The organism is Paenibacillus violae (genome assembly GCF_032461945.1).
Taxonomy (GTDB): Bacteria; Bacillota; Bacilli; order Paenibacillales; family NBRC-103111; genus Paenibacillus_E; species Paenibacillus_E violae.
In genome coordinates, this window is record NZ_JAWCUD010000013.1 from 215,635 (window position 1) to 237,750 (window position 22,116).

The window sequence follows — 22,116 nt, forward strand, 5'->3', positions numbered from 1 at the left end:
ATGATGCTTACCATACAACGCAAAATCCAAGGAGCTACACTGCTTATTGTATCTTGCATGGTGATTGCGACAGGATGCACATACAATGCCAAGAATCAGGTCCGGCAGCAAGGGGTTCCGCAAGGAACAGTTGCCCCGATTCGGCAGAATCAGTATCAACCGTCAGCTGGCGACAACCGCATTCAAATTGCGAAACAAGCCGCTGATAAAATTACACAGGTGCCAGGAGTCAAATCTGCGAATGTCCTTGTTACCAATCGAAATGCTTACGTGGCAGCTGTGGTGAATACGCCACAAACCGAGCTGACCAAGGATTTGGAGAATCAAATTGCCCAGCAAGTCAAAGCTACGGATGCAAATATTCAAAATGTGTACGTATCTTCGAATCCTGAATTTGTCGATCGTGTGAATTCTTATATAACGGATGTAGGTCAAGGAAGACCGGCATCCGGCTTTGTCGAACAATTCAGCGAGATGGTTCGTCGTATTTTCCCAAGCGCCAGATAAAATAGGCAAAACACGGAACGAATCCCTTCATTGTCAAGAGACAAGTTGGGATTGTTTTGCTAGGAGATGATGATCATGTCCGGCTAAAGAATAAGAAACTAAAAGTGATTGGCACAATGTGTCTGCTTATATTACTTCTTAAGTGAGTACAATATATATGTTTCAAATTACTCAAAGGGGTGGGAGGTAATCTCAATGTCCGATAAAACTAAAACTAAGATAACCAAATCTCAGCGTACCGTAGATAAGGAACTGCAATCTCGAACTCGAAAATCGCCTGACCAGTCTGCACAAAATAATACACACGATCAACCAGGTGATGCTTAACACATTTGAAAACGAATAAACCACATCGTCATTCTAACAGTTCGTAATGGAAAAATAACGACAAAGAAGATCCCTATCACTTGGGATTTAAGGGGTTCCACAATAGATTAGGGAGAAACTATCTTTTCGGTTCAAGCACAAAAAAGGGGGATCTCTTCAATCGAGCCCCCTAAAATCGTTTTCTTCTCATCTCAAAAATCGGAGCGCGGTGATGCCAGATTTGATCGCATTTTCCTGAACCAGATCGTATCTGCCTCCGCCACGCGAGACCAGATTGTAGTGTACATAAAGGAGCCCGGGTCGTCGTTAATGCTTTTGATGGCAGCGGCAACTGTATTGTAAACTTTTCCTCGGGGAGACGTGTATTGAAGGAATTTACCGTTAATTCCTACGATTGCAGCGATTTTATGAATACAATAGGAATACAGGTTGGCTCGAAATACTATTCCTGTGGCCAAAAAGCCAAGTCCTATAGTAGCGATTCCTGTTCTAACCCAAGCGAGAAACGTTCGCTCATTCGCAAGATGCTGTTGTACTAATTTTGATTCATGAGAGCTTCCTGCTTCCATCTGTATCCTCCTCTAATTTTACTATGCCCAAGAAACACTAAAGCCTAACTCAAAGTTAGGCTTTCTTTCAGTAATAACATTTATCACTTGAATCACTTGCTGTTGTCACACCTAAATATTTACGACAACGCATCTGCTTTTGTTTGATGAATCGTACCATGGGGATGCTCCGGTGGAGCATAGATAACGTATATTTTAAGTGGTGTATTACCTGTATTGGTTACGTTGTGCCATTTTCCAGCAGGTATCATAATTGCAAAATTATCATAAGCCATTTGTTGAAAATCCAATTTATCTTTACTATCTCCCATTTGGACAAATCCTTGACCAGCTTCAATGCGTATGAATTGATCTGTTGAGGGATGTACTTCTAAACCTATGTCTTCTCCAACATTAATACTCATTAAGGTCACTTGAAAGTGTTCCCCCGTCCATAAAGCTGTACGGTAAGTATTGTTTTGCCTAGTTGCTTGGTCAATATTCAATACCAATGGTCTTGGTCCATAATCTGTTAAATTCATGTTTCCATTATAGTTGGTACTGTCCCGATTGTGATAGTGAGGATACCAAGTGTAGCTCCATTCGGGGTTTTTCCAATTCCAACGTAAGGGATGATACCATTGATAATAATGGTAGGAACTACGATACATAATGACTTACCTCCACTGATTTTATTGTTATCTCTTATCTTATGCTTATGCCTAATAAATGGAGTGAAAAATGGGCAAGAGTCCAACTTATGTAAAATAAAAAACATTAACCCACGGGGCTAATGTTTATTTATTTATTTATTTAGTTAGTTAACTTCCCTTTCCATGACATAATTCCGCCCTGTAAATGAGATAGTTTATGAAAACCATTCTTTTTTAGAATTCTTGCTGCTTGTTTGCTCCTCATGCCACTCCGACAATATAGATATACATGTTTATTTTTTGGAATTTCGCCAACTCTTTGTTTCATCTTGGATAACGGTATATTGATCGCACCTGGAATGTAGCCTTGCTTTACTTCGCCGGGTTCACGTACATCAATCAGAATGTAATTAAGCTTTCCCTTCAATTCTTCCTGAAACTGAGCTGGCGATAGATTGTTTAGACCTTTTAAGCTTGCAAACCTGGAATAAATAAACCAGATTAAAAACACTAAGGCCACGATATTTAAAATGGATGTATAATCCATAGGCTAACCTCTTTCCTAATCCTATTACCGGCTTTTAACTAACAATTCAACGGCCTGTTTGACCATCTTGCTCGAATCTCTTCCAGCTTCCATTTCCTCTAGGATACACTGTTCCAAATTGACTGCAACAATGTAGGCAATCGCTTTGTCCGCGGCGCTTCTGACAGCAGAAATTTGGCTTACAACATCCTTGCAGTCCTGTTCTTCCTCCATCATTTTTAAGACACCGCGGATTTGACCTTCCACACGTTTTAATCTCTTTTTTACATCATCATCGTATTTCATATTCTGCCATCCTTTCTTTATACCTGTATAGGTATATTATTGCTGATGTGACCATCGAAAACAATAAGGAGGCTGGAGAACTGAAAAGTTAAATAAATAAATTTACTTTAGCATCAGCAGCATCTCCCAAATATGCGGCAACACCCGCATATTCAATGCCATCCAGCAGCTCTTCCTGCTGCAAACCGAGCAAGTCCATAGTCATCGTACAAGCAATCAGTTTAACACCTTGTTCTTGAGCTAATTCAATTAATTGTGGTAGGGATAAAGCATTATGCTTTTTCATTACATGTTTAATCATTTTTGGTCCCATGCCACCGAAATTCATTTTGGAAATTCCAAGTTTTTCAGCTCCACGTGGCATCATTTTTCCAAATATTCTCTCCAGGAATCCCTTTTTCACCGATATTTTTTGATCTTTACGAAGTACATTCAGTCCCCAAAAGGTCATGAAAATCGTGACTTCATGATCATAGGCGGCAGCGCCATTTGCGATAATAAATGCGGCAATCGCTTTATCTAGCTCTCCGCTAAAAAGAACAATTGTTGTTTTCTCTTTGTTATCTCCCATGCTTCCCACATCCTCCAATTGTACTTAGGTCATGATCCTTTTTTCACTGTAAATGTGAAAATCCCATTTTCTTCTTTTACATCAATGAGTTCGTGTTTCGTTTGATTGACCCAAGCATGGAAATCTTTCATCGACCCTTTGTCCGTCGTTTGCAATTCCATGATCTGTCCTGGCTCCAAAGAATCGATCCCCTTTTTGGCTTTAACAATCGGCAGTGGACATGCCAACCCCTTCGCGTCAACAATCAAATCTACCATTCTAAACTCCTCCTTAGAATTAAAAATGTAATTAGTCTTTTTCTACAAAATGTCCCCATTGCGACATACCGGGCGATACATTCTTAACACTTTTAAACCCTCGATCTGTTAGCATTTGGCATGCCATATCACTGCGGTTTCCGGTACGGCATACAACGTAATAGTCCTTGTTTGGGTCAAGCTGCATCATCTTTTCTTCGAGTTCACCTAAAGGAAGTGAAATGGCCCCTGGAATACGTCCAAAAGCATATTCTGCCTGCTCCCTGACATCAAGGATATTGAGTTTTTCTCCAGCATTTATTCTAGCCAATAACTCATCATTGGTTGTGGTATGAGGAAATTTCATGTCCGCTTTGGTTCCGGATGCTTCAGCTTTGCGGATGAAATGACGATAAATGCCGTTTTCCTCTTTTAACCCAACGTATTGGTGTCCTGTGCGGCTTGCCCAGCCCTTTAGGTCAGCCACCGAGCCTTTATCCGTCGCACGTACTTCCAATACTTCGCCATGATTCATCTCATCTATTGCCTTTTTGGTACGAACCACTGGTAGTGGACAAGCAAGTCCTTCACACTCCAGCGTACGATCTACATGCAATGCTGTCATAGGTTATAGACCTCCATTTTTGCATTTGGTTATTTTCCGTAAACCACTTCGCCAGACCATTGGGACATGCCACCAGACATATTTACAACGTGATAGCCCATAGAAAATAAATAATCACAAGCTATTCCGCTTCGATTACCGCTGCGGCAAACAATGATTGTTTCTTGTTTTGGCTCTATTTCATTAAGCGCTCGAGCGATTTGGCCGAGAGGAATATGTTTGGCGCCGTATATATGTCCGGATTCCCATTCGTCGTGCTCCCGAACATCAAGGATGGTTACATTCTCTTTCTGTTTGATTCGCTCTAAAACTTCATGTGGCAGCAGTTCTTTATAGTTTTTATTAGACACTTGGTTTCCTCCAAATATTTATTTTGATCTGTCATCATGAACGGCACAACGGTTTGGTCCAATCTCCATTTCTCGCTGTTCTTCCATTGTCGGACTAATTCTCCCCATGTTCGTTTGGCGTATTTCTTGATAGGCATTCGGTTGCGGCGGCAGATTTTCCGAAACGGTGCGTCTAAATGCGGATTCGTCGTGTATGTTCAGACCAGGATTTTCTTTATACAAATCACCTAGACGTGCGGCTACTTGCCCTTTATCACCTAATTCAGCAATTGTACCAAAGTGGGCAGGAAGCACGATTAAATCGTCAGATAGATGCTTATACCGCTCATACAATGTCGTTCTGAGGTCAGCGACCCAATCTTCTGCTTTCCCAGCCAAGTCAGGGCGGCCAATTGACTTCACGAATAAAATATCTCCGGATAGCAAATATTGATTATCAATAAGAAGTGATGTGCTTCCTATCGTATGGCCGGGGGAATAAATAGGCTGGATGTTGATTTCTGTTTTCCCAATGACAAGCTGGCTGTGTTCTTCAAGTTTTTCATAATGAAACACAACCTCTGTCGCATCCTTAGGCGGAAGCCAGTAAGATCCTCCAGTTTTCTCAGCTAATTGCCGGCCGCCTGAAATATGATCGGCATGAAGGTGAGTATCCAGGGTATGTTTGATGACGGCCTGATTTTCTTTGGCAAAATCCTCGAATACCTCGGTCATCCGAACCGCATCAATAACGGCAGCTTCCCCATCAGAAATCACCATATAAGACAGACATCCTTTGCCTAACCGTACAAATTGATACAGGGTACCTCCATCATTCAAGTCGGCTATTTTCACCGGCTCAAGATGCTCACTCCAGGACTTCATGCCGCCAATCAAATAAGAAATAGATTGTTTCCCGTTTTCCACCAACTGTTCAGCTACAAACTTCGATGAGCCCTCCTTCGCGCAAACCACTACAACTTCTTGGTCATCCGGTATTTGATCAAGAATCTCATCTACGCCATCCAGAAGGTCAAAATATGGCGCGTTGAGGATATTAACTTTCTCGCCTTCGATTTTCCAGTCGTTGAAGTCACTTTCATTCCGAACATCTAAAATAAAAATGGGTGTATGGTTCAAAACCTTTCTAGCTAAATTAGCAACATTCATTCCTTGTATTTGTTTTTCATTCATGTATAGTTCCCTCCAGAGGTAAAAGGTCGGATGATTTTAAAGGAAAATTGAGAACCAAATTTTTATGACAGTTGCCGTTATCAATACAACCAAAATCCACTGAAGCATCTTTGTGTTGATTTTTCCACTCAGTTTAGCACCAATAGGTGATGCAATCGTACTTGCAATGACAAGCACAATGGATGGAACCAAAAGCATGTGTCCACCTAGTAGCTTTCCTGTCGTAGAGCCAATGGAAGATATGAAAGTTATGGCTAGGGATGATGCGATAGCAACTCTAGTTGGGATCTTAAGAACGACCAGCATCACTGGTACCGTTATAAAAGCACCCGCCGCGCCTACGATCCCTGATACCGTCCCGATGATTAAAGCTAAAATAACCGCTAGAGGTTTATTAAATGTAACTTTGCTTACATCTTCGACATCTTTTCCTCTCTTAGGTAAAAACATCAAAATGGCAGCAATCAGTGCCAAAATAGCATAAACGAGATTGATCACTGAACTTGATAATGTGTTGGATACAAAGCTCCCCATAAAGCTGCCAATGATAATTGAAATACCCATGTAAAGCACTAAGGATTTATTTAGTAGTCTCCCTTTTCGAAACACAAGCATCCCCATTAAGCTCGCGAAGAACACCTGAATTGCACTGATTGCAGATACTTCCTGCGGGGTAAAAACTGCAAATCCTAATGCTGCAGGTATAAATAACAACATCGGATAGTTAATAATGGAACCGCCGATTCCCACCATTCCCGAAATAAATGAGCCCAAAAATCCAATAGTGAAAATAGTTATGATCCATGCTAAATCCATAAAGCACAGCCTTTCCGTGTTCATTAGACCACGCCAGTCATATACCTATGGGGGTATATAAAATTGCAAAAAAAATTCTCTTCCTTTTGCCTATTTAGTTTCGAGAATTCCTTCTTACACCTCCTTTTTATTTTACGTATACCCGTATGGGTATATTGATACTATATTAAAGATTTTTATTTGCGTCAACCCCTGAAATTACAAACTCAAATTCCGTCATTATCGGACTGAGAAAGGGCATCATATTCAATGTGTACTGTAGCGTAACAGCATGGCATTATAGATACTTTGGAGGTGTTTTTATGCAATGTAACGTAGGGAAGACGGAGCAAGTTCTAAGAATAGCAATTGGATCGGCTATTGTTCTTGCAGGGACATATTATAAAAAATGGTGGGGCTTAATTGGAATAGCGCCTATTGTTACGGGAACGACTCGTTATTGTCCACTCAATGCTGTTTTGGGGATATCGAATTGCAAAGCTGATAGTAAGTCTTGAAACAAAATTGTTAAAAACAGAAGAAATGCTCAGGATCTGAGTTTTCCTTCTGTTTTTTATTTTACAGGACCTAGTTAAATTAGTTATCACTAAAACTATGTCGATCAAGTCTTCCCCTGTCCTTCTGAAAATAGCTATGCATAAAGAACTCTATGATGCCAAAAACCAAAGCAATTATCGCTACATTCATAAAGTTTATGGACCAGTGGAAGAAGAATTTCTCGACCAACCAAAAGAAAACAAAGGCAAGCCCTACATCTGCTAAAGTTGCGACCCCATTGTTGGTGACTCTTAAAAACAATTGATCAATTGCAACATAAGACATTAGCGAAAAAGTATAAGTGGCAAAGAATGCCTCTGTAAGAGTGGCTTGCGTTAAATACATCAATAGGGGGATTATAAAAACTCCATTTAGTAGTAACTTCAAAAACATTTTCCCAAGCATTCGCAACATTTTCTTTGCCTTCTTTCACCTAGAATGTACTTCTGTTTCTTAGCATTGCCTATTGCTACCGAAATATTGATTGGTAATATATACATTTTTCTTATGAATTTGATAATACTAAAGAACATTCGAATTTTGAAAGGATACTGTCGTGGAACGTTATCAAAGGCATGAAAAAAAGTTGATTATTCTATGCTTGGTCATTGCAGTTATCTTACTATTATCAATTTCTCACCATCTGTTTTAGTCACGATGGAGAAGATTACCGGTATTGTATAAAGGAGTTGTTGAATTCATGTTTGCTAATGATCCGGTTATTTACAGCCGTGCACTAATGTCTTTGACTTTTGTATTTCATATTATTTTTGCAACCATCGGAGTCGGAATTCCTGTTCTTATTGCCTTGGCGGAATGGATGGGTATATGTCGAAATGACCCCCATTATACCTTGATGGCACGAAGGTGGACACGTGGATATGTCATTACAGTAGCCGTAGGGGTTGTTTCTGGAACGGCTCTTGGCCTACAAATTAACCTTTTGTGGCCCAATTTCATGAGGATAGCTGGACAAGCTATCGGTTTACCTATGTTTATGGAAATATTCGCTTTTTTCTTCGAGGCCATTTTTCTTGGTATTTATATGTATACATGGGATCGATTTAAACCCAAAATTCATTTTTTGTTTATTATTCCTGTGGTCATTGGTGCGTCATGTTCTGCACTTTTTATTACCCTTGTTAATGCCTTTATGAATTCTCCGCAAGGATTTGAGATTGTTGATGGGATTATAGGTAACGTACAGCCTCTTAAGGCTATGTTTACTCCTGCAAGTCCAACTAAAGTCTCCCATGTATTGGTTTCAGCTTATCTTACGTCTGCTTTTATTATTGCAGGGAACGCGGCATACGCCCTATTAAAGGGAAAACGTCATATTTACTATAAGAAAGTATTGAATATGACGCTTTTTGCAGCACTTGTTTTTGCAATATCAACCTTCTTGATTGGTGATTTGTCTGGGAAATATTTGGCGAAATATCAACCTGAAAAGCTGGCAGCTGGGGAATGGCATTTTGAAACGATGTCACATGCACCTTTAATTGTGGGTGGTATTATAACCGAAACACACGAAGTTAAATATGGATGGAAAATCCCATTTGCATTAAGCGTACTTGCTCATGGAAATCCTAAGAGTGAAGTAAAGGGACTAAATGATTTTCCTGCGGATGAAATCCCTCCGCTTTGGATTCATTACACTTTTGATGCCATGGTTGGTATTGGTGGTTATCTAACCAGTATACCTTTATTGTTTATTCTTGCTCTTTGGTTTCGAAAAGGGAATCCATACAACAAACTGCTCCTTGCCGCGATTGTCATCGGAGCTCCACTCGCTATGTTTGCCATTGAATATGGATGGATATATGCCGAGGTAGGCAGACAGCCCTGGATTTTGCGTGGGTATATGAAGACACAGCAGGGTGCAACGACTTCTGAACATGTTGGCTTACTTTTTGTCGTGTTCCTCGCCCTGTACGTGATTTTGGGGATTTCATGTTTACGTGTTTTAGTGAAAATGTTTAAAAATAATACGCCCGAAGACGAGCTTATGTTGCAAAATAAGGAGAGTGCTCTCAAGTGAATTTGGAAGTGGTGGGAATTACAGTCCTATGGACCTTTCTGTACGGGTATTTAATTGTAGCATCTATTGATTTTGGGGCTGGATTTTTTAGTTACTACAGTTACAGAACTAGTAAGGAACACGTGATACAGAATATCATTAAACGATACTTATCTCCTGTGTGGGAGGTAACTAATGTCTTTCTCATATTTTTTATTGTCGGGATCGTAGGCTTTTTCCCAGATACCGCTTATTACTATGGAACAGCCTTATTAGTTCCTGGTAGCGTAGCCATTATACTTCTTGCTATACGTGGTTCCTACTATGCGTTTAATACATACGGCATAAAGAGTCGAGAAATTTATGCATTCTTATATGGTGCAACTGGACTTCTGATTCCTGCTTCATTATCAACAGTGCTGACAATTTCAGAGGGTGATTTTATTGAAATTCAGAATGGTAAGATCTTATTTCAATACAGCAAACTCTTTCTCAGTCTTTACTCATGGTCCGTTGTTTTACTTGCAATTGTTAGTGTCCTTTATATTTCTGCTATGTTTTTAACATTTTACGCCGCCAAAGCAAATGATCTGCCAGCTCTTGAAATTGTGCGGAAATGGGCATTAATTTGGAGCGCACCGACGATCATTTGCAGTTTAATCGTATTTTACTCGATTAACTTGCATAACCCTGAACATTATCAGCATATCACGGAGTTATCTTGGATGTTTGCATGTTCGTTTCTCTTCTTTCTGGCAGCTGTTTATTTCGTTTGGAAGAAAAAAAATTATGGGCTGTCCTTTATTTGCGTGATGGTTCAATTTGCATTTGCTTTTTACGGTTATGGGGCATCTCACTTACCTTATCTACTTTACCCTTACTTATCTATGTATGAACATTTTACTAATCAGTCCATGGCAGTAGCCTTAATTATTGCTTTTATAACCGGACTATTACTTCTAATTCCTTCACTGTTTCTGTTAATGAAATTGTTTTTGTTTAATACCAGATATGTACGGGGACAGATGCACCCGAAAGGAGAATAGATATTGGAATTCATATTAATTATGATGTTACCGCCGATTATCGTTATAGCCTCTCTTGTGGTCGTTTTTGGCTGGGGGTGGATGGGTAAAGAAAGAGTTAGAGGTGACGAAAATTAATGAGAGAAGTGGTTAGTTCTACTATGGCATGCTCCTCCACAATCGTATCCTCACTAAAAATCTCAACCCTCCCACATTCCTTCATTCAACCTGTCCATGAGGTGGAGGTCAGATATGCTGCTAGGGCAGGGTCCCTTCGTCCGTATGTTAACGTTGTTCCGACTCATCCGCGCTTCTTGTTATCTTGCTCTAACCTAGGTCATCATCATAAAAAGCAATAATTAAGCTGCTTGTGGTATTTCCGTAAATCGAGGGATATCCTGAATCATCTTTTCTTCACTAAACTCATGGCCCTTCTGGAAGATACCAAAAAGAATGCGTATGAGTTTGTTACATAACCCAATGAGAGACTGCATCTTTTTTAATGGATTCATAGGCCGTTTGGTGTAATACTCGTGTAAGGTTCGAAAGGCTGAATTTTTAGCGACTAGCGGCATCATCACTCTAAAGAGCAAAGCACGAAGCCGTTTCCTGCCCCGCTTTGTTATCCTGGTTTGTCCAGCGAGCTTCGTGATCTGCTTCGGATGTCGGTACTGGCCAATGTCCCCTACCTCAGCTAGAAAGCCAGCGATAGTGTACCGGCCTATCCCTTTCATAGCCAATACTTGCTCTACATGAGGGATCTGCAGTAGTAGTTCATCCAGCTTTGCTTTCAATACCTCACGTTTGTTCTGAAGCCATTCGTAATGTGTCAGCAAAAACTTTAGCTCCATTTTAGCCAACTCGGAGCCTTGCCTGATGCCAACAGAACGGCTGGCTGCTGCCTTCAGATTCTGTATTCGACCTAGACCAAGCCCGCGCTTTGCAGCTTCTCTTAAATGCTGCAGCAACTTCTAGTCTGGCACAGAAACAAGCTCATGCGGCAATAAATTTAGGCTTAGCATTTGGATAGCAGATTTGCACTCCCAATCCTTAAATACCGTCAGAAACTCTGGAAAATACCGATCTAACCAGTTATGGACACGTGCTTGTACAACACAAAGGTCAGTTGTTAGGTGCTCGCGAATTTTCATGGCTTCCCTCAGTTCGGCATAAACACCTTGAGGAAGCTTCGTTACAGCGTATCTCCCGTCTTTGATCAACTGTGCCATCACTTTTGCGTCCTTCATGTCATTCTTCGTTGGCGAGTTGTCACCGAGTTCTTTGCTTTTCTTTTAGAAAATGAGCTAGGTTTAGCCAGTAGTGATCCGTTGGTTCCATACCAACTATGGCGTCCTTGAACCCCTGCTCCGTCGCAATCATCCTGAACCAGCTCACGAATAATTCAAAGCCTTCTCGATTGTTTTCAAACGTAAGTGGCTTCCCGAACTCGACCCCGCGGAAGTCTTGGGCTCTCGCCACATGCCTAAATTTTGCGATGTCGACTCCGATAATTAAGGTAGAAAAAGTAATTTAATTAATTCGTTCTTTTTGAGTAGAATGCATGTACATCATACCAAGGAGTCTTTTTATTTCTCAAACCTCGTATTTCCTCATAATAGGAATGCTGCCTGTTCGCTTAACGACAGAAAGAGCAGCTGCCGCGGTGACAAACTACTCTCTGGATCGCTGAACTAACGTTCTGCGTTAGTTGAATCACTCGTCGCAATTAATGACTAATCCTGACTGTTAAGTTTCAAAATTAATTCGAGTAGGAGTATCTACATAGTCATCTGCTTGATTATCTCTCCATAATTTTTCTACTTCTGATGGACCAATATTGATCCCCAAAAATGAAGGGTCCAAGAATATTTCTTGCTTATTTTGAAGTATCATTTTCAATGCATCACATAATATTTCGTTAAGATTATTTACTTGTAAGTTATAAAACTGGATTTCTGCAACTTTATTATCTATTAATGGATTATTAAATATTATATTGCTGATTCTTGATTTTGCTGGGATAACATCTTCCAGATCAATTTCTAATTGGACTGATATAGTTTGAGAAATTGATATTGATTCTAGCTTTAAAAGTTGACCATTAAATTCAAAAAATAGGTATCTCATAAGAGCCGTAAATTCAGTGACTCCTGCATCATCTGTATCTACGAAACCAATTAAATAAATTTCATCTATGCAGCTGTACTTAATTATATCGAGAATTTCTTTCAAGACATAACCCTCCGCTTGGAATCACTCTTTTATGATTTAACTAATCACGCTTAGATAACATATTCTGTTTCCTTGTTTTGAACTAACGTTCTCCGTTAGCGCAGTGGTCGTATCCAGGTGCTGTCCGTGAGTGACCATAAGTTACTGTCATTGGCGTTTATTTGCTTCGATTTGATGGAGGATTTCGTCAACGACGTGCGCGATCGGTGCGGTGGCGTCGATTATAATCCCGTTTTTGGGAACGCCTTCTTTCGTTTGATAAATTCGCGCACTGATTTCCCGTTCCTCTGGTCTGCCACCCCAGTCAGTTGGGTCCAGTGCTACTCGCTCATCAATCCGCCGGAGACTGGTTTCCAAGTCGACTTCAAGGACAAACACCTCGTCGAAGAGATCGATGAATTTGGGGAAATTCCGCGAACCACCGCAGAAGAATGTTACCGCCTCATCCTGATTGGCGACCAAAGCTTTTACTTTATCTACATGCCAAATGTGGTGTTCGGGTTTAAAGCCATCCGTTGGGGTACCAGTTTCCGGATCGCCTTGATAAGCCAATTCTCGATCACCATGAATGGCATGGTAGCCGCGCCGCTGCAATTCGTTGCAGACCGTAGTTTTGCCAGCGCCGGAAACGCCTCCAATCAGATAATTCCTAATGCCCAAGGTTAGTCCCTCCATTCAAGTGGATAAGCACATTATATTAGATGTTTCTATCTGACGCTAAACTCCCGTTAGGTGAACGAAAGGCTGCCGCACATTGCCGGCAGCCTTGTTCTTGTTGAATGTTCAACTATTGTTTTCCGTTAGCTTAGCCCATTTCTGGTGGACGACGGAATAGTGTTGCCTGCTCAAAACTATAGGCGATGCTGATTAGCGTGGGCTCACTGAAAGCCCTCCCGGAAAAGACAACACCAAATGGACCCTGCGTCGAATCGCCATCAGCATCAATTGTTCCTTTTGCTGAATAACCGGCGGGCACTGTAATAAGGGGATACCCTAACCGGGCAGCAATGTACATGCCATCAACGTCACCGGGTAACATTAAAGCATCTAAGCCGTGTTGATCGAGTACATAGTCAATCCCTTGCGTTACAGCCGGATGGTTATATTCTTGTCGTTTAAGTTGATATGTTGTCTCGTTTAGCGCATTTTGTTCCGAGCGAATCAGATTATCTTGGCCAAACTTCAATGCGGATGCAGCGTGTTTCTGATTATAAGCTATCAGATCTTGAAGAGAATGCACGGGCATATCCGAGTTCAACTTTGATAAATAGCGATTCAGGCCTGTTTTGAATTCGTAGCAGATAACATCATTGTTCCATGGATGCTGTTCCAAATGGAGGTTCACAGTATCGATAACTGTAGCACCTTGCTCACGCAGAACATTAATGGCGGATTCCATGATGGAGAGTCTTTCTTCATCCAACGACCGATAGTAATGTCTGGGAATCCCAATGCGAGTTTTACGCAGAAAGTCTCGGTCGAGATACGATGTGTAGTCATGAAAAGTACGATGCGGGCTAGTCCAAGTTGCCTTATCGTTTTCGTCAATCCCGACGAGTGCCCCAAGTAGAATCGCTGCATCAGTGACTGTCTTTGAAATCGGTCCTGGCGTATCCTGACTTATAGAAATCGGGATAATGCCGCTGCGGCTCGCAAGCCCTACAGTAGGTTTTATTCCGACGAGAAAGTGTTGGCTGGCCGGCCCAATAATCGAACCTGCGGTTTCTGTTCCGATCGCTGCTGCTGTCAGGTTCGCCGCTACGGCTGCAGCCGATCCTGAACTTGATCCGCTGACGAAGAGCTTGCCAGGTCCATATGGATTCAACACATATCCTCCTCTGGAACTGTATCCAGCTGGCATACGATTGGACATAAAATTCGACCACTCGGTCATATTGGCCTTACCTAGAAGAACAGCGCCAGCAGCCCGGAGCTTTGCGGCTACGAACGCATCTTCAGGAGCAAACGACTCAGCCAATGCGATTGAACCAGCGCTCGTATGCATCCGGTCGTACGTATCGATGTTATCCTTGAGCAGGATTGGAATTCCGTGCAGCGGCCCCCTACTACCTGTTGTATTTCGCTCAAGGTCAAGATTCCTTGCTATTTCAAGCGCATCTGGATTGATCTCTAATAAGGCATTGATCAGAGGATTATACCTATGAATGCGTTCGATATATGCAAGCACGAGAGCTTCGGATGTACATTCACCCGAAGACATTGCCTTCTGCATGCTCACCAAATCGGCTTCATGAATCCAATCTTCTAAGTTGATGCTCATATATTAAAATACCCCCGGTACTGGTAAATTTTCGGACAACAGTAATATGGTAACATGCTGCCTTGCCAAGGGTATAGGTAAAGTTTTGATTAGATAAGAATGTATCGGTTGGGCATCGCAGTAGAACTTGTATTTTCCCGAAGGTCAATGTTGTAACTAAAGTAATCTGCCCGATAGCTTAACACTACTGCCAATGGATGCCGTCAGCAGCGTCCTAGTTGTTTTATTAAACTTTTCTTCTCAGGAGTTCAATCATTAGTTCGACTATTTTTTGAAGCAAAGAAGTTATTCATCATTTCTTTTGCTTCATTTGGATTTCTTAGCTCTATGAGATTACCATCTTCATCAAATGAATAATGCCCCTTGAATGCTTCGGGCATTTCATTATACTGTTTCTCCTCTTGTTTCAAAACAAGAATATCCGTATTTTTTTATTAAATACGGAAGTCCACAGGCAGAACGTATAAATTCATATTCTTGATAGTTGTAAGGTGTATTCTCAGGTCTTTTCATTAACAGCTTTAAGAAGTGTTCCATGATCTTCTCAATTTCAGTTTCTGTTGCATAATTTGCTAAACCACGAATTGCTTTCAACTTCATATCTAAGTATCGTTCTTTTTTATATACATCTAAAAAAATTGCTTTAGGCCAATTTCATTATGCATTAAAATCCCGAGTATTATATTTCTTAAAGTAATGTCTTTTAGTTTAAAATAAATATCTTTTAAAACTTGAACATCATTGGTTTTTATAAAATGATAATTCAAATCATTGATTGCTTCTCTAAATCGTAAATCTCTTTCGGAAAAAAAAGCTGTCTTCAAATATTGAATGGCAGTTTCATGACTGGTTGGTTTCATCAAGTGATCCTCCATTTTCATTTCAGTGAAAAACTAACGCATCCGGAAACGGTAGCCGATCGACATGACCGGGTGCTGCGGTGTCTGTATTCAACTAACGTTCTGCGTTAGTGCAACGAGATGTGCAACATTTGAATAAAAGAGCCTTCCCTGTATTGTATGGTATCATACAAAGCCTTATATCTCGCTGTATTTTCTTTCCCAAATCCCCGTCATATCACTAATTTGCAAGGAAATCACCTTGACAGACCCGCCGACTGCATACAGCTCAAGTCCTTGACTTTCAGGATCAGGAAAAACCAAGTCTGTGATAACGGCAGTACCCTCATTACCGAACAGTTCTATGTTCGACCCATCCACATAAATAGTTACTTGAATCCGTTTATGCTCTGGCTTCAGAGGCACGGTGTGTTTAGCTGCAAAATCCGGATGAAAATCCGCCGAGCCGGCATTTGTTCGATCAAAAAACAGAGATTCATTTTCGACATCGTATCCAATGATGGTTTTCTGAATTGAAGACTTGCGGAGCTTGAAACCGAATTCTAACGCGGTACCTATTTCGAATTCAGCAATGATTTCCGCTTTAAGGGCAGTAACTTCGGATAATAGGTTATCTCCTGGTTTAATAATCAGGTCTGTTAGGGATGTTATTGGATTCCGTAATTTACTCAATTCCTTCAACGGCAGCTGAATCAAATGAAATCCTTCTAGACAAGTTTTGAGCTGAACCTCTCGTGGTAGTGACATATTTCCGCGCCATTCCAAAGATGGCAATTTAGTAGCATAACGCCAATTGTTCATCCAACCGATCCATATTACTCTCCCATCCTCTTTCGGAATCCCATTCCAGGTGACCGCTGCATAAAAATCAGATCCGAAATCAACCCATTGGATATCGTGAATAGACTCGATGGTTTTATCTGGTATGAATGTTTTACCGTCGAAGTGACCTATAAAATACATCATACCGGAACCGCCCGCCGGCGGCTGCGGATCGCTCATATTTTCCCCGTTAAGGTCCCCGACGCTCAGAACCAAAACCCATTTCTTGTTGTTTGGATTATTATCCACAGGAACCTGGAAGATATCGGGACATTCGAACACGCCACGATGTACAAAGGGTACTGTGGAACCGAACTCGCTGGCAAAGCTCCACGCCTTAAGATCTTCCGAAGTGTAGAACTCTATGCGATCTCTTGCTGCCAACGCCATAATCCACATGGAAGATTCATCATGCCAAAATACTTTGGGATCCCGAAAATCCGCTGTATTACTGGCAGGGAACAGAACCGGGTTTCCTTCAAACCTTATCCATGTCCGTCCTCTATCCCTGCTGTAAGAGATGCTTTGAACTTGCGGTTTATTAGGCTGAGCTTGATTGCCTTCGTTCGTGTAAATGGCAACAAGACCGGAACCTTCCTCATGAAAGAAGCCACTTGTGTTGTTTATATCCGCCACTGCACTTCCCGAGAAGATCGCTCCGTCCTCGCAAGGCGAAATCGCTGGCGGGAGTTCCTCCCAATGGATTAAATCCTTACTTACTGCATGCCCCCAATGCATGCGGGGGAAATCAGGACTGGTGGAATTAACCGTATATTGATAGAAAAGATGGTATTCACCTTCGTAGTAGACCAAGCCGTTAGGATCATTCATCCAGTTCTTCGCAGGTGAATAGTGGAACTGAGGTCTGTATTTTTCTTCATAAGAACCTGTGCGAGCGTTCTTTATGAATTTGTTTTCTTCATAATTGTACATATAATCCCCCTATTTATACTACAAAGAATCGGTCATTTCCATCTCTTACTAACGCGTGAATTTCCTCTAGCGTACCCAGCGACGGAATGGCACCCTTCCTAGTTGTCGCTAGAGCCCCTGCCGCGTTTGCAAAGTGCAATACTTCTTGAAGATCCTCCTCCTGCCAAGCTTGTAGTGGCTTAGCTCGACCCAAAATCTCATATAACAAAGCGCCGAAAAACGCATCTCCAGCACCTGTCGTATCCACGGTCTGAACGTGGAAGCTCTCCACCTGCCCCCACCAATCCTTCATCTGATAAAAAGAACCTGCACCTCCTGCTGTGACCAATAGCAAGGTAAGCCCATACTGTTCAACTAAATGTCTTGCTGCCTTCTCTAGATTGGGCTCATCAGTCAAGAAGAAGAGCTCTTCTTCGGAAACCTTCACCACATCCGCAAGACGTAGACCTACATGGATTACTTCTAACGCGTGCTCCTCATTTCTCCACAATGAAGGCCTCCAATTCGGGTCATAAGTAATAAGTGCTCCAAGCTCCTTCGCAACCTGAACAGCCTTTAAAGTCGCTGTGTATGCAGGCTCTGTCGTCATCGAAATCGAGCCAAAGTGAAAAATACGCGTCTCCGAGAGCATAGACAGATTTACATCATCTGCTCTCAACAACTGATCAGCACCTGGATTTCTAGCAAAATGGAATGATCTATCTCCATCTGCATCCAGCTGAACGAAAGCCATCGTCGTATGAGCTTCATCTGTTACAACTACTCCTTGATCGGACACACCGACTGCGAGAAGCGCTTCGCGTAAATATTCTCCGAAAGGGTCATTCCCCACCTTCCCGATGAACCCTGTCTTCTTGCCAAGCTTCGCCAAAGCAGCTGCCACGTTCACCGGTGCTCCGCCCGGATTACGTTCAAACAACGGCTGTCCAGCTTCGGAACGACCACACGGAGTGAAATCAATCAAGTATTCCCCAAGCGCAACTACATCGTAGTTCATGTTATAAGCTCCTTTCTTTTGCATAAATAATTCCTGCTCTGATCCCTAGCCCTTAATTCCCGACATCGTAATCCCTTGAATATAGTAACGCTGCAAAAATAGAAATAGCAGTAAGATCGGAACGGTAGACAACGTATTCGCTGCCAAGACCTTGGACCAATCCGTCCCCTCATTCGATGAAAAAGTGGAGATCCCGACTTGGATCATCTGCATTTTCTGATCATTGATCACAATGAGTGGCCACAGATAGGAATCCCAGTTTCCTAGGAAAGTCATTAGTCCAAGCGTAATTAACGCAGGCACGGCCGCCGGAAGCACAATGGCTACGAATGTGCGAGTCAAGCTTGCTCCATCGATCCTGGCAGCTTCCATCATTTCATTCGGTACCTCAGCGAAAAATTGGCGCAGCATAAAGATGCCAAATACGGACAACATGGAAGGTATAATCAGGGCTTTGTACGAGTTCAACCAGCCTAAATCATGCATCAACAAGTAGTTAGGCACGAGCGTGACCTCACCCGGAATCACCATCGCCGACATAAATAAAGCGAATACGACCGTTTTGAAAGGAAATCTAAGCTTAGCAAACGCAAAGGCCGCCATCGAATTAATGATCAGCACCAGTATCGTTACAACGGAAGCAACGAGCAATGTATTCCAGATATAGCGCAGGAATGGATTTCTCGCATTGAAAATGACGTTATGAAAATTCTTCCACGTCCATTCTACGGGTACGAGTAAGTGAATATTCAGCGATGTGTATTTGAAAAGCTCCTGGTACGGCCGGAAAGCGCCAGTAACCATCCATATGATCGGAGCGACTGAAATTAGAGCGATCACAATCATCACAATCATGGTGACGATGTTCGTTAATTTTTTCACAGCGAATCCCTCCTAGATGTTAATCATTGTCTTTGTTAAATAATTTCATTTGAACAAGAGAAATCGTCAATACAATCGCAAATAGGACAAAAGCTGCTGCCGTCGCGTACCCCATCCTCATTTGCGTGAAAGCCTGCTTATAAATATAGAAAACAACGGTCTCCGTTGAACTGTTAGGTCCGCCATTCGTCAGAACGAAGACTAAGCCTGAGAGTTTGATCGCATCGATCGTCGTCATGATGACCACGAAAGCCATCGTCCGATTCAATAACGGAAGCGTAATTTTGAAAAACTGCTGAATCCGTGACGCGCCGTCCACTCTAGCAGCCTCATAGAGATCTGGCGAGATATTGTTCAAGCCTGCTAAGAAAATGATCATGAAGAACCCAGCACCCTTCCAAATGCCGAGTACAATGATGCCGTTCATTGCCGTTTTCGGATCGGAAAGAAAGCTTGTTACCGGGAGCTGCAGCGCTTTGAGCACACTGTTCAGGAGTCCGAACTCTTTGTTATAAATGAGCTTAAAAACCGTTGCCGCCACCGCTGTCGAAATAATAACCGGGATAAAATAAAGCGTTCGAAACAATCCGGCTGTTGCGGTTTTTTTCTGAATCAATAGTGCAAGCCCAAGAGCGATGCTGGTTTGAATCGGAATCACAATGACGGCAAAATAAAACGAATGCTTCAAACTATTAAAGAAAGCACGATCCTTCATGAGGTGAACGTAATTGTCCATGCCAACAAATACATCGCCTGCGCCGACTAAGGAATAATTTTTGAAGCTGATGATAAAAGCTTGCAGCATGGGATAGAACACAAAGACCATCAGCAAGGCTATCGCCGGTAAAATAAACCAGAATGCCGTCGTCTGCTCATGCTTAAGAAAGCTTTGCAACTTTTGCTTACTTGATCTAACTGTTTTCATTGTTTCGAGTGTTTCTAAAGCAGCCAACGATCCTCACTCCATTCCATATCTGTCATTTACTATCGAAAACATACACTTGAAGGCTCGACACAACAGTCCCATCCTGACTTGTCGCCTTGATCTCAGCCTGCCCGGCTTTAACGCCCTTAACCTTTGCACCATTATTCGTCACAGAAACCGTTACAATGTCTTCATCGCTGGACGTCCACTTCAACTCCTGCGGTCCGCTAAGCGGAACGATGGAAGCTTCAACAGACCGGTTGCCGTTCGCAGGCACATCAAGCGTAGTTTTGTTAAGTACTACTCTTTGAGGTGTTGTGCTATTCACATCTTCCTCACGCCACACTGTCCCCATTGGATAAAAACGCGCATTATCCAACGTAACGTTACCTTTGGTCGCGGTCAGCTCTAGTCGATTACTCGTTGCGTCAGGGAAGATCAGGCTGGATATCACAGCTTCGCCATCATTAGCAAATACCTCAAGGCTTCCTTCATCTACGAAAAAGTGAAGTTTAAGCTTGCCATCCCTCAGTTTCATCGGTGCCGACATTTGCTCGGCAAAGCCCTTCTCGAAGGAGGTGATACCCGAGTGTGTTCGATCAATCGTTAGCTTCTTAGCATCCGCATCGTAACTGATTTTCGTTGCTTGCTCAGTCCCTTTGCGCAGCTGGAATTCCACTAGGCTGTTGGGTTGAACAGTGAGTTCTGAGATGAGTTCATAAGTAGTTCCTTTTAAATTAATAAAAGGATTAACTCCTGCTGTCAGTTGCTGCTTCGCAAACGTCACTTCTTTACCGCGAAGTGTTTGCAGTTCGTGGATCGGCTCCTGAATCAGGCGTAAGCCTTGGTCTGGAATATTCTTCAACCCCAGCTCACGCGGGATGGACATATTCCCTTTCCAAGCCCCCGTCGGCATCGCAAACGGATAACGCCAGTTGGACATCCAGCCCAGCCAAATGCGGCGGCCATCTTTCGCCGGAATGTTTGAGAAGGAAACAGCGGCATAGAAATCTTTCCCGTAATCCGTCCACAACACATCAGAAGCAGGATTATCATTCTGGAAGGTATGCCCGTCGAACGTTCCTACGAAATATTGGGTTGTGGAGCCTTTGGTCGTGTTATTGCTGCCGATGCTAACGGCCAACACCCATTTCTTCGTTTTCGTGCCTTCAACAGGGAGTTCGAACAAGTCCGGACACTCCCAAACCGCCGCGTGCGAGCCTTGATCGCTTCCGAACTCACTCGCGAGCTTCCACGTTTTCAAGTCTGGCGAGGTATAGAATTGAACACGGTTGTCTGCTGACACCACCATGACCCAAGATTTCGTCTGCTCATGCCAGATCACTTTAGGATCGCGAAAATCCTTCAAACCCGGATTCGATATCACCGGATTTCCTTCATACTTCGTCCAGGTCCGTCCTTTATCCGTGCTGTAAGCAATACTTTGCGACTGCAGTCCGCTTTTGAAATGGGTAAAAATCGCGACCAACCCCGCTTTACCGCCGAAGAACCCACTCGTGTCCATGGTATCTACAACCGCGCTTCCTGACCAGATTTCACCGAGCGCATCCCGCGCTAGAGCCACTGGAAGGTGTTCCCAGTGAATCATGTCCCGACTAACCGCGTGACCCCATTGTCCGCTATTTTGATAAAATTGATGATACTCCCCTTCAAAATACACCATCCCATTGGGATCACTCATATTGCCAGTCTCCGGTGACAAGTGATACTGCGGTCGAAATTTTTCCGTATAATAAGTCGGATCCTTCACATAAGAGAATGCTGTTTCCTCCACTGATTCCTTCGATTTGCCATCACCTATTAACAAAGCCGTCACTCCCCAAACTAGAAGTATAATCGAGGCGCTGCCTGCCACCCGTAACCCAACTTTCTTTCGCATGGTTCCTCCTTCTACTCGTTGTCTATTTTGATGTATTGCAATTGTACCGAGTCACAGAGGTGAA

At 42.5% G+C, this 22,116-nt stretch carries 27 protein-coding genes and 1 pseudogene; 5 read left to right on the forward strand and 23 right to left on the reverse strand.

Annotated elements, in window-relative coordinates; all coding sequences use genetic code 11:
• A complete protein-coding gene (locus RQP52_RS30340; protein ID WP_315955287.1) occupies positions 1 to 507 on the forward strand; it encodes a YhcN/YlaJ family sporulation lipoprotein in 507 nt (168 codons plus the stop codon).
• A gap of 518 nt (positions 508 to 1,025) precedes the next feature.
• Here RQP52_RS30340 and RQP52_RS30345 read toward each other — a convergent pair.
• The 10 genes from RQP52_RS30345 to RQP52_RS30390 all read right to left on the reverse strand — a co-directional run bounded on the left by RQP52_RS30345 (position 1,026) and on the right by RQP52_RS30390 (position 6,638).
• On the reverse strand, positions 1,026 to 1,403 hold the full coding sequence (locus RQP52_RS30345) for a YidH family protein (protein WP_315955288.1): 378 nt from the start codon (positions 1,401 to 1,403) through the stop codon (positions 1,026 to 1,028).
• Between the two features lie 119 nt (positions 1,404 to 1,522).
• Positions 1,523 to 2,053, reverse strand: a complete 531-nt coding sequence (locus tag RQP52_RS30350) for a cupin domain-containing protein (RefSeq protein ID WP_315955289.1) — start codon at positions 2,051 to 2,053, stop codon at positions 1,523 to 1,525.
• A gap of 142 nt (positions 2,054 to 2,195) precedes the next feature.
• Positions 2,196 to 2,582: a rhodanese-like domain-containing protein gene (locus RQP52_RS30355; RefSeq protein ID WP_315955290.1), complete on the reverse strand. Its 387-nt coding sequence runs from the start codon at positions 2,580 to 2,582 to the stop codon at positions 2,196 to 2,198.
• Between the two features lie 24 nt (positions 2,583 to 2,606).
• Positions 2,607 to 2,867, reverse strand: a complete 261-nt coding sequence (locus RQP52_RS30360; RefSeq protein ID WP_145667279.1) for a metal-sensitive transcriptional regulator — start codon at positions 2,865 to 2,867, stop codon at positions 2,607 to 2,609.
• Positions 2,868 to 2,955: 88 nt separating this feature from the next.
• The gene (locus RQP52_RS30365) at positions 2,956 to 3,438 is read right to left on the reverse strand and encodes a DsrE/DsrF/DrsH-like family protein (protein ID WP_315955291.1); all 483 of its coding nucleotides are present in this window, start codon (positions 3,436 to 3,438) and stop codon (positions 2,956 to 2,958) included.
• A 29-nt stretch (positions 3,439 to 3,467) separates the two neighbouring features.
• Positions 3,468 to 3,695 (reverse strand): sulfurtransferase TusA family protein, encoded by a 228-nt coding sequence (locus RQP52_RS30370; protein WP_315955292.1) that lies wholly within the window; start codon positions 3,693 to 3,695, stop codon positions 3,468 to 3,470.
• Positions 3,696 to 3,726: 31 nt separating this feature from the next.
• Positions 3,727 to 4,299 (reverse strand): sulfurtransferase TusA family protein, encoded by a 573-nt coding sequence (locus RQP52_RS30375; protein WP_315955293.1) that lies wholly within the window; start codon positions 4,297 to 4,299, stop codon positions 3,727 to 3,729.
• Between the two features lie 29 nt (positions 4,300 to 4,328).
• Positions 4,329 to 4,649: a rhodanese-like domain-containing protein gene (locus tag RQP52_RS30380; protein ID WP_315955294.1), complete on the reverse strand. Its 321-nt coding sequence runs from the start codon at positions 4,647 to 4,649 to the stop codon at positions 4,329 to 4,331.
• 18 nt (positions 4,650 to 4,667) lie between these two features.
• The gene (locus RQP52_RS30385) at positions 4,668 to 5,798 is read right to left on the reverse strand and encodes an MBL fold metallo-hydrolase (RefSeq protein ID WP_379174374.1); all 1,131 of its coding nucleotides are present in this window, start codon (positions 5,796 to 5,798) and stop codon (positions 4,668 to 4,670) included.
• A 60-nt stretch (positions 5,799 to 5,858) separates the two neighbouring features.
• Positions 5,859 to 6,638 carry a sulfite exporter TauE/SafE family protein gene (locus RQP52_RS30390; RefSeq protein WP_315955296.1) on the reverse strand — a complete coding sequence of 260 codons (780 nt, stop codon included), beginning with the start codon at positions 6,636 to 6,638 and terminating at the stop codon, positions 5,859 to 5,861.
• A 302-nt stretch (positions 6,639 to 6,940) separates the two neighbouring features.
• On the opposite strand from RQP52_RS30390, the gene RQP52_RS30395 reads away from it, so the two are divergent.
• Positions 6,941 to 7,135, forward strand: coding sequence for a YgaP family membrane protein (locus RQP52_RS30395; RefSeq protein WP_315955297.1), 195 nt, complete (start codon positions 6,941 to 6,943; stop codon positions 7,133 to 7,135).
• A gap of 79 nt (positions 7,136 to 7,214) precedes the next feature.
• Here RQP52_RS30395 and RQP52_RS30400 read toward each other — a convergent pair whose 3' ends face one another.
• Positions 7,215 to 7,589 (reverse strand): DUF2512 family protein, encoded by a 375-nt coding sequence (locus tag RQP52_RS30400; protein WP_145667255.1) that lies wholly within the window; start codon positions 7,587 to 7,589, stop codon positions 7,215 to 7,217.
• Positions 7,590 to 7,875: 286 nt separating this feature from the next.
• On the opposite strand from RQP52_RS30400, the gene RQP52_RS30405 reads away from it, so the two are divergent.
• From RQP52_RS30405 to cydS, 3 genes are read left to right on the forward strand one after another with little or no spacing between them, the layout of a single operon-like run.
• Entirely contained in the window at positions 7,876 to 9,216 is a 1,341-nt protein-coding gene (locus RQP52_RS30405) for a cytochrome ubiquinol oxidase subunit I (protein WP_315955298.1), read from the forward strand.
• Complete coding sequence (locus tag RQP52_RS30410) at positions 9,213 to 10,241, forward strand: cytochrome d ubiquinol oxidase subunit II (protein ID WP_315955299.1); 1,029 nt, start codon at positions 9,213 to 9,215, stop codon at positions 10,239 to 10,241. Before RQP52_RS30405 ends, RQP52_RS30410 begins: the two co-directional genes overlap by 4 nt.
• Before the next feature lie 3 nt (positions 10,242 to 10,244).
• Complete coding sequence (gene cydS / locus RQP52_RS36555) at positions 10,245 to 10,358, forward strand: cytochrome bd oxidase small subunit CydS (RefSeq protein WP_379174365.1); 114 nt, start codon at positions 10,245 to 10,247, stop codon at positions 10,356 to 10,358.
• A 221-nt stretch (positions 10,359 to 10,579) separates the two neighbouring features.
• Here the strand turns inward: cydS and RQP52_RS30415 are convergent.
• The 12 genes and pseudogenes from RQP52_RS30415 to RQP52_RS30470 form a co-directional block, all read right to left on the reverse strand.
• Positions 10,580 to 11,750, reverse strand: a pseudogene (locus RQP52_RS30415) (IS110 family transposase).
• A gap of 216 nt (positions 11,751 to 11,966) precedes the next feature.
• Positions 11,967 to 12,452, reverse strand: coding sequence for a hypothetical protein (locus tag RQP52_RS30420; protein ID WP_315955300.1), 486 nt, complete (start codon positions 12,450 to 12,452; stop codon positions 11,967 to 11,969).
• Positions 12,453 to 12,599: 147 nt separating this feature from the next.
• On the reverse strand, positions 12,600 to 13,127 hold the full coding sequence (locus RQP52_RS30425) for an AAA family ATPase (protein ID WP_315955301.1): 528 nt from the start codon (positions 13,125 to 13,127) through the stop codon (positions 12,600 to 12,602).
• Between the two features lie 130 nt (positions 13,128 to 13,257).
• Positions 13,258 to 14,733 carry an amidase family protein gene (locus RQP52_RS30430; RefSeq protein ID WP_315955302.1) on the reverse strand — a complete coding sequence of 492 codons (1,476 nt, stop codon included), beginning with the start codon at positions 14,731 to 14,733 and terminating at the stop codon, positions 13,258 to 13,260.
• Positions 14,734 to 14,981: 248 nt separating this feature from the next.
• Positions 14,982 to 15,113, reverse strand: a complete 132-nt coding sequence (locus tag RQP52_RS30435) for a hypothetical protein (RefSeq protein ID WP_315954849.1) — start codon at positions 15,111 to 15,113, stop codon at positions 14,982 to 14,984.
• Positions 15,114 to 15,117: 4 nt separating this feature from the next.
• Positions 15,118 to 15,327, reverse strand: coding sequence for a hypothetical protein (locus RQP52_RS30440; protein WP_315955303.1), 210 nt, complete (start codon positions 15,325 to 15,327; stop codon positions 15,118 to 15,120).
• Positions 15,328 to 15,362: 35 nt separating this feature from the next.
• Positions 15,363 to 15,593 carry a hypothetical protein gene (locus tag RQP52_RS30445; RefSeq protein ID WP_315954851.1) on the reverse strand — a complete coding sequence of 77 codons (231 nt, stop codon included), beginning with the start codon at positions 15,591 to 15,593 and terminating at the stop codon, positions 15,363 to 15,365.
• Positions 15,594 to 15,770: 177 nt separating this feature from the next.
• Positions 15,771 to 17,348 carry a glycoside hydrolase family 32 protein gene (locus RQP52_RS30450; RefSeq protein WP_315955304.1) on the reverse strand — a complete coding sequence of 526 codons (1,578 nt, stop codon included), beginning with the start codon at positions 17,346 to 17,348 and terminating at the stop codon, positions 15,771 to 15,773.
• Positions 17,349 to 17,361: 13 nt separating this feature from the next.
• The gene (locus RQP52_RS30455) at positions 17,362 to 18,345 is read right to left on the reverse strand and encodes a PfkB family carbohydrate kinase (RefSeq protein ID WP_315955305.1); all 984 of its coding nucleotides are present in this window, start codon (positions 18,343 to 18,345) and stop codon (positions 17,362 to 17,364) included.
• A gap of 45 nt (positions 18,346 to 18,390) precedes the next feature.
• Positions 18,391 to 19,227: a carbohydrate ABC transporter permease gene (locus tag RQP52_RS30460; RefSeq protein ID WP_315955306.1), complete on the reverse strand. Its 837-nt coding sequence runs from the start codon at positions 19,225 to 19,227 to the stop codon at positions 18,391 to 18,393.
• Positions 19,228 to 19,246: 19 nt separating this feature from the next.
• Positions 19,247 to 20,179 carry a carbohydrate ABC transporter permease gene (locus RQP52_RS30465; protein ID WP_315955307.1) on the reverse strand — a complete coding sequence of 311 codons (933 nt, stop codon included), beginning with the start codon at positions 20,177 to 20,179 and terminating at the stop codon, positions 19,247 to 19,249.
• A 25-nt stretch (positions 20,180 to 20,204) separates the two neighbouring features.
• Entirely contained in the window at positions 20,205 to 22,052 is a 1,848-nt protein-coding gene (locus tag RQP52_RS30470; protein ID WP_315955308.1) for a GH32 C-terminal domain-containing protein, read from the reverse strand.
• Between the last annotated feature and the right edge of the window lie 64 nt (positions 22,053 to 22,116).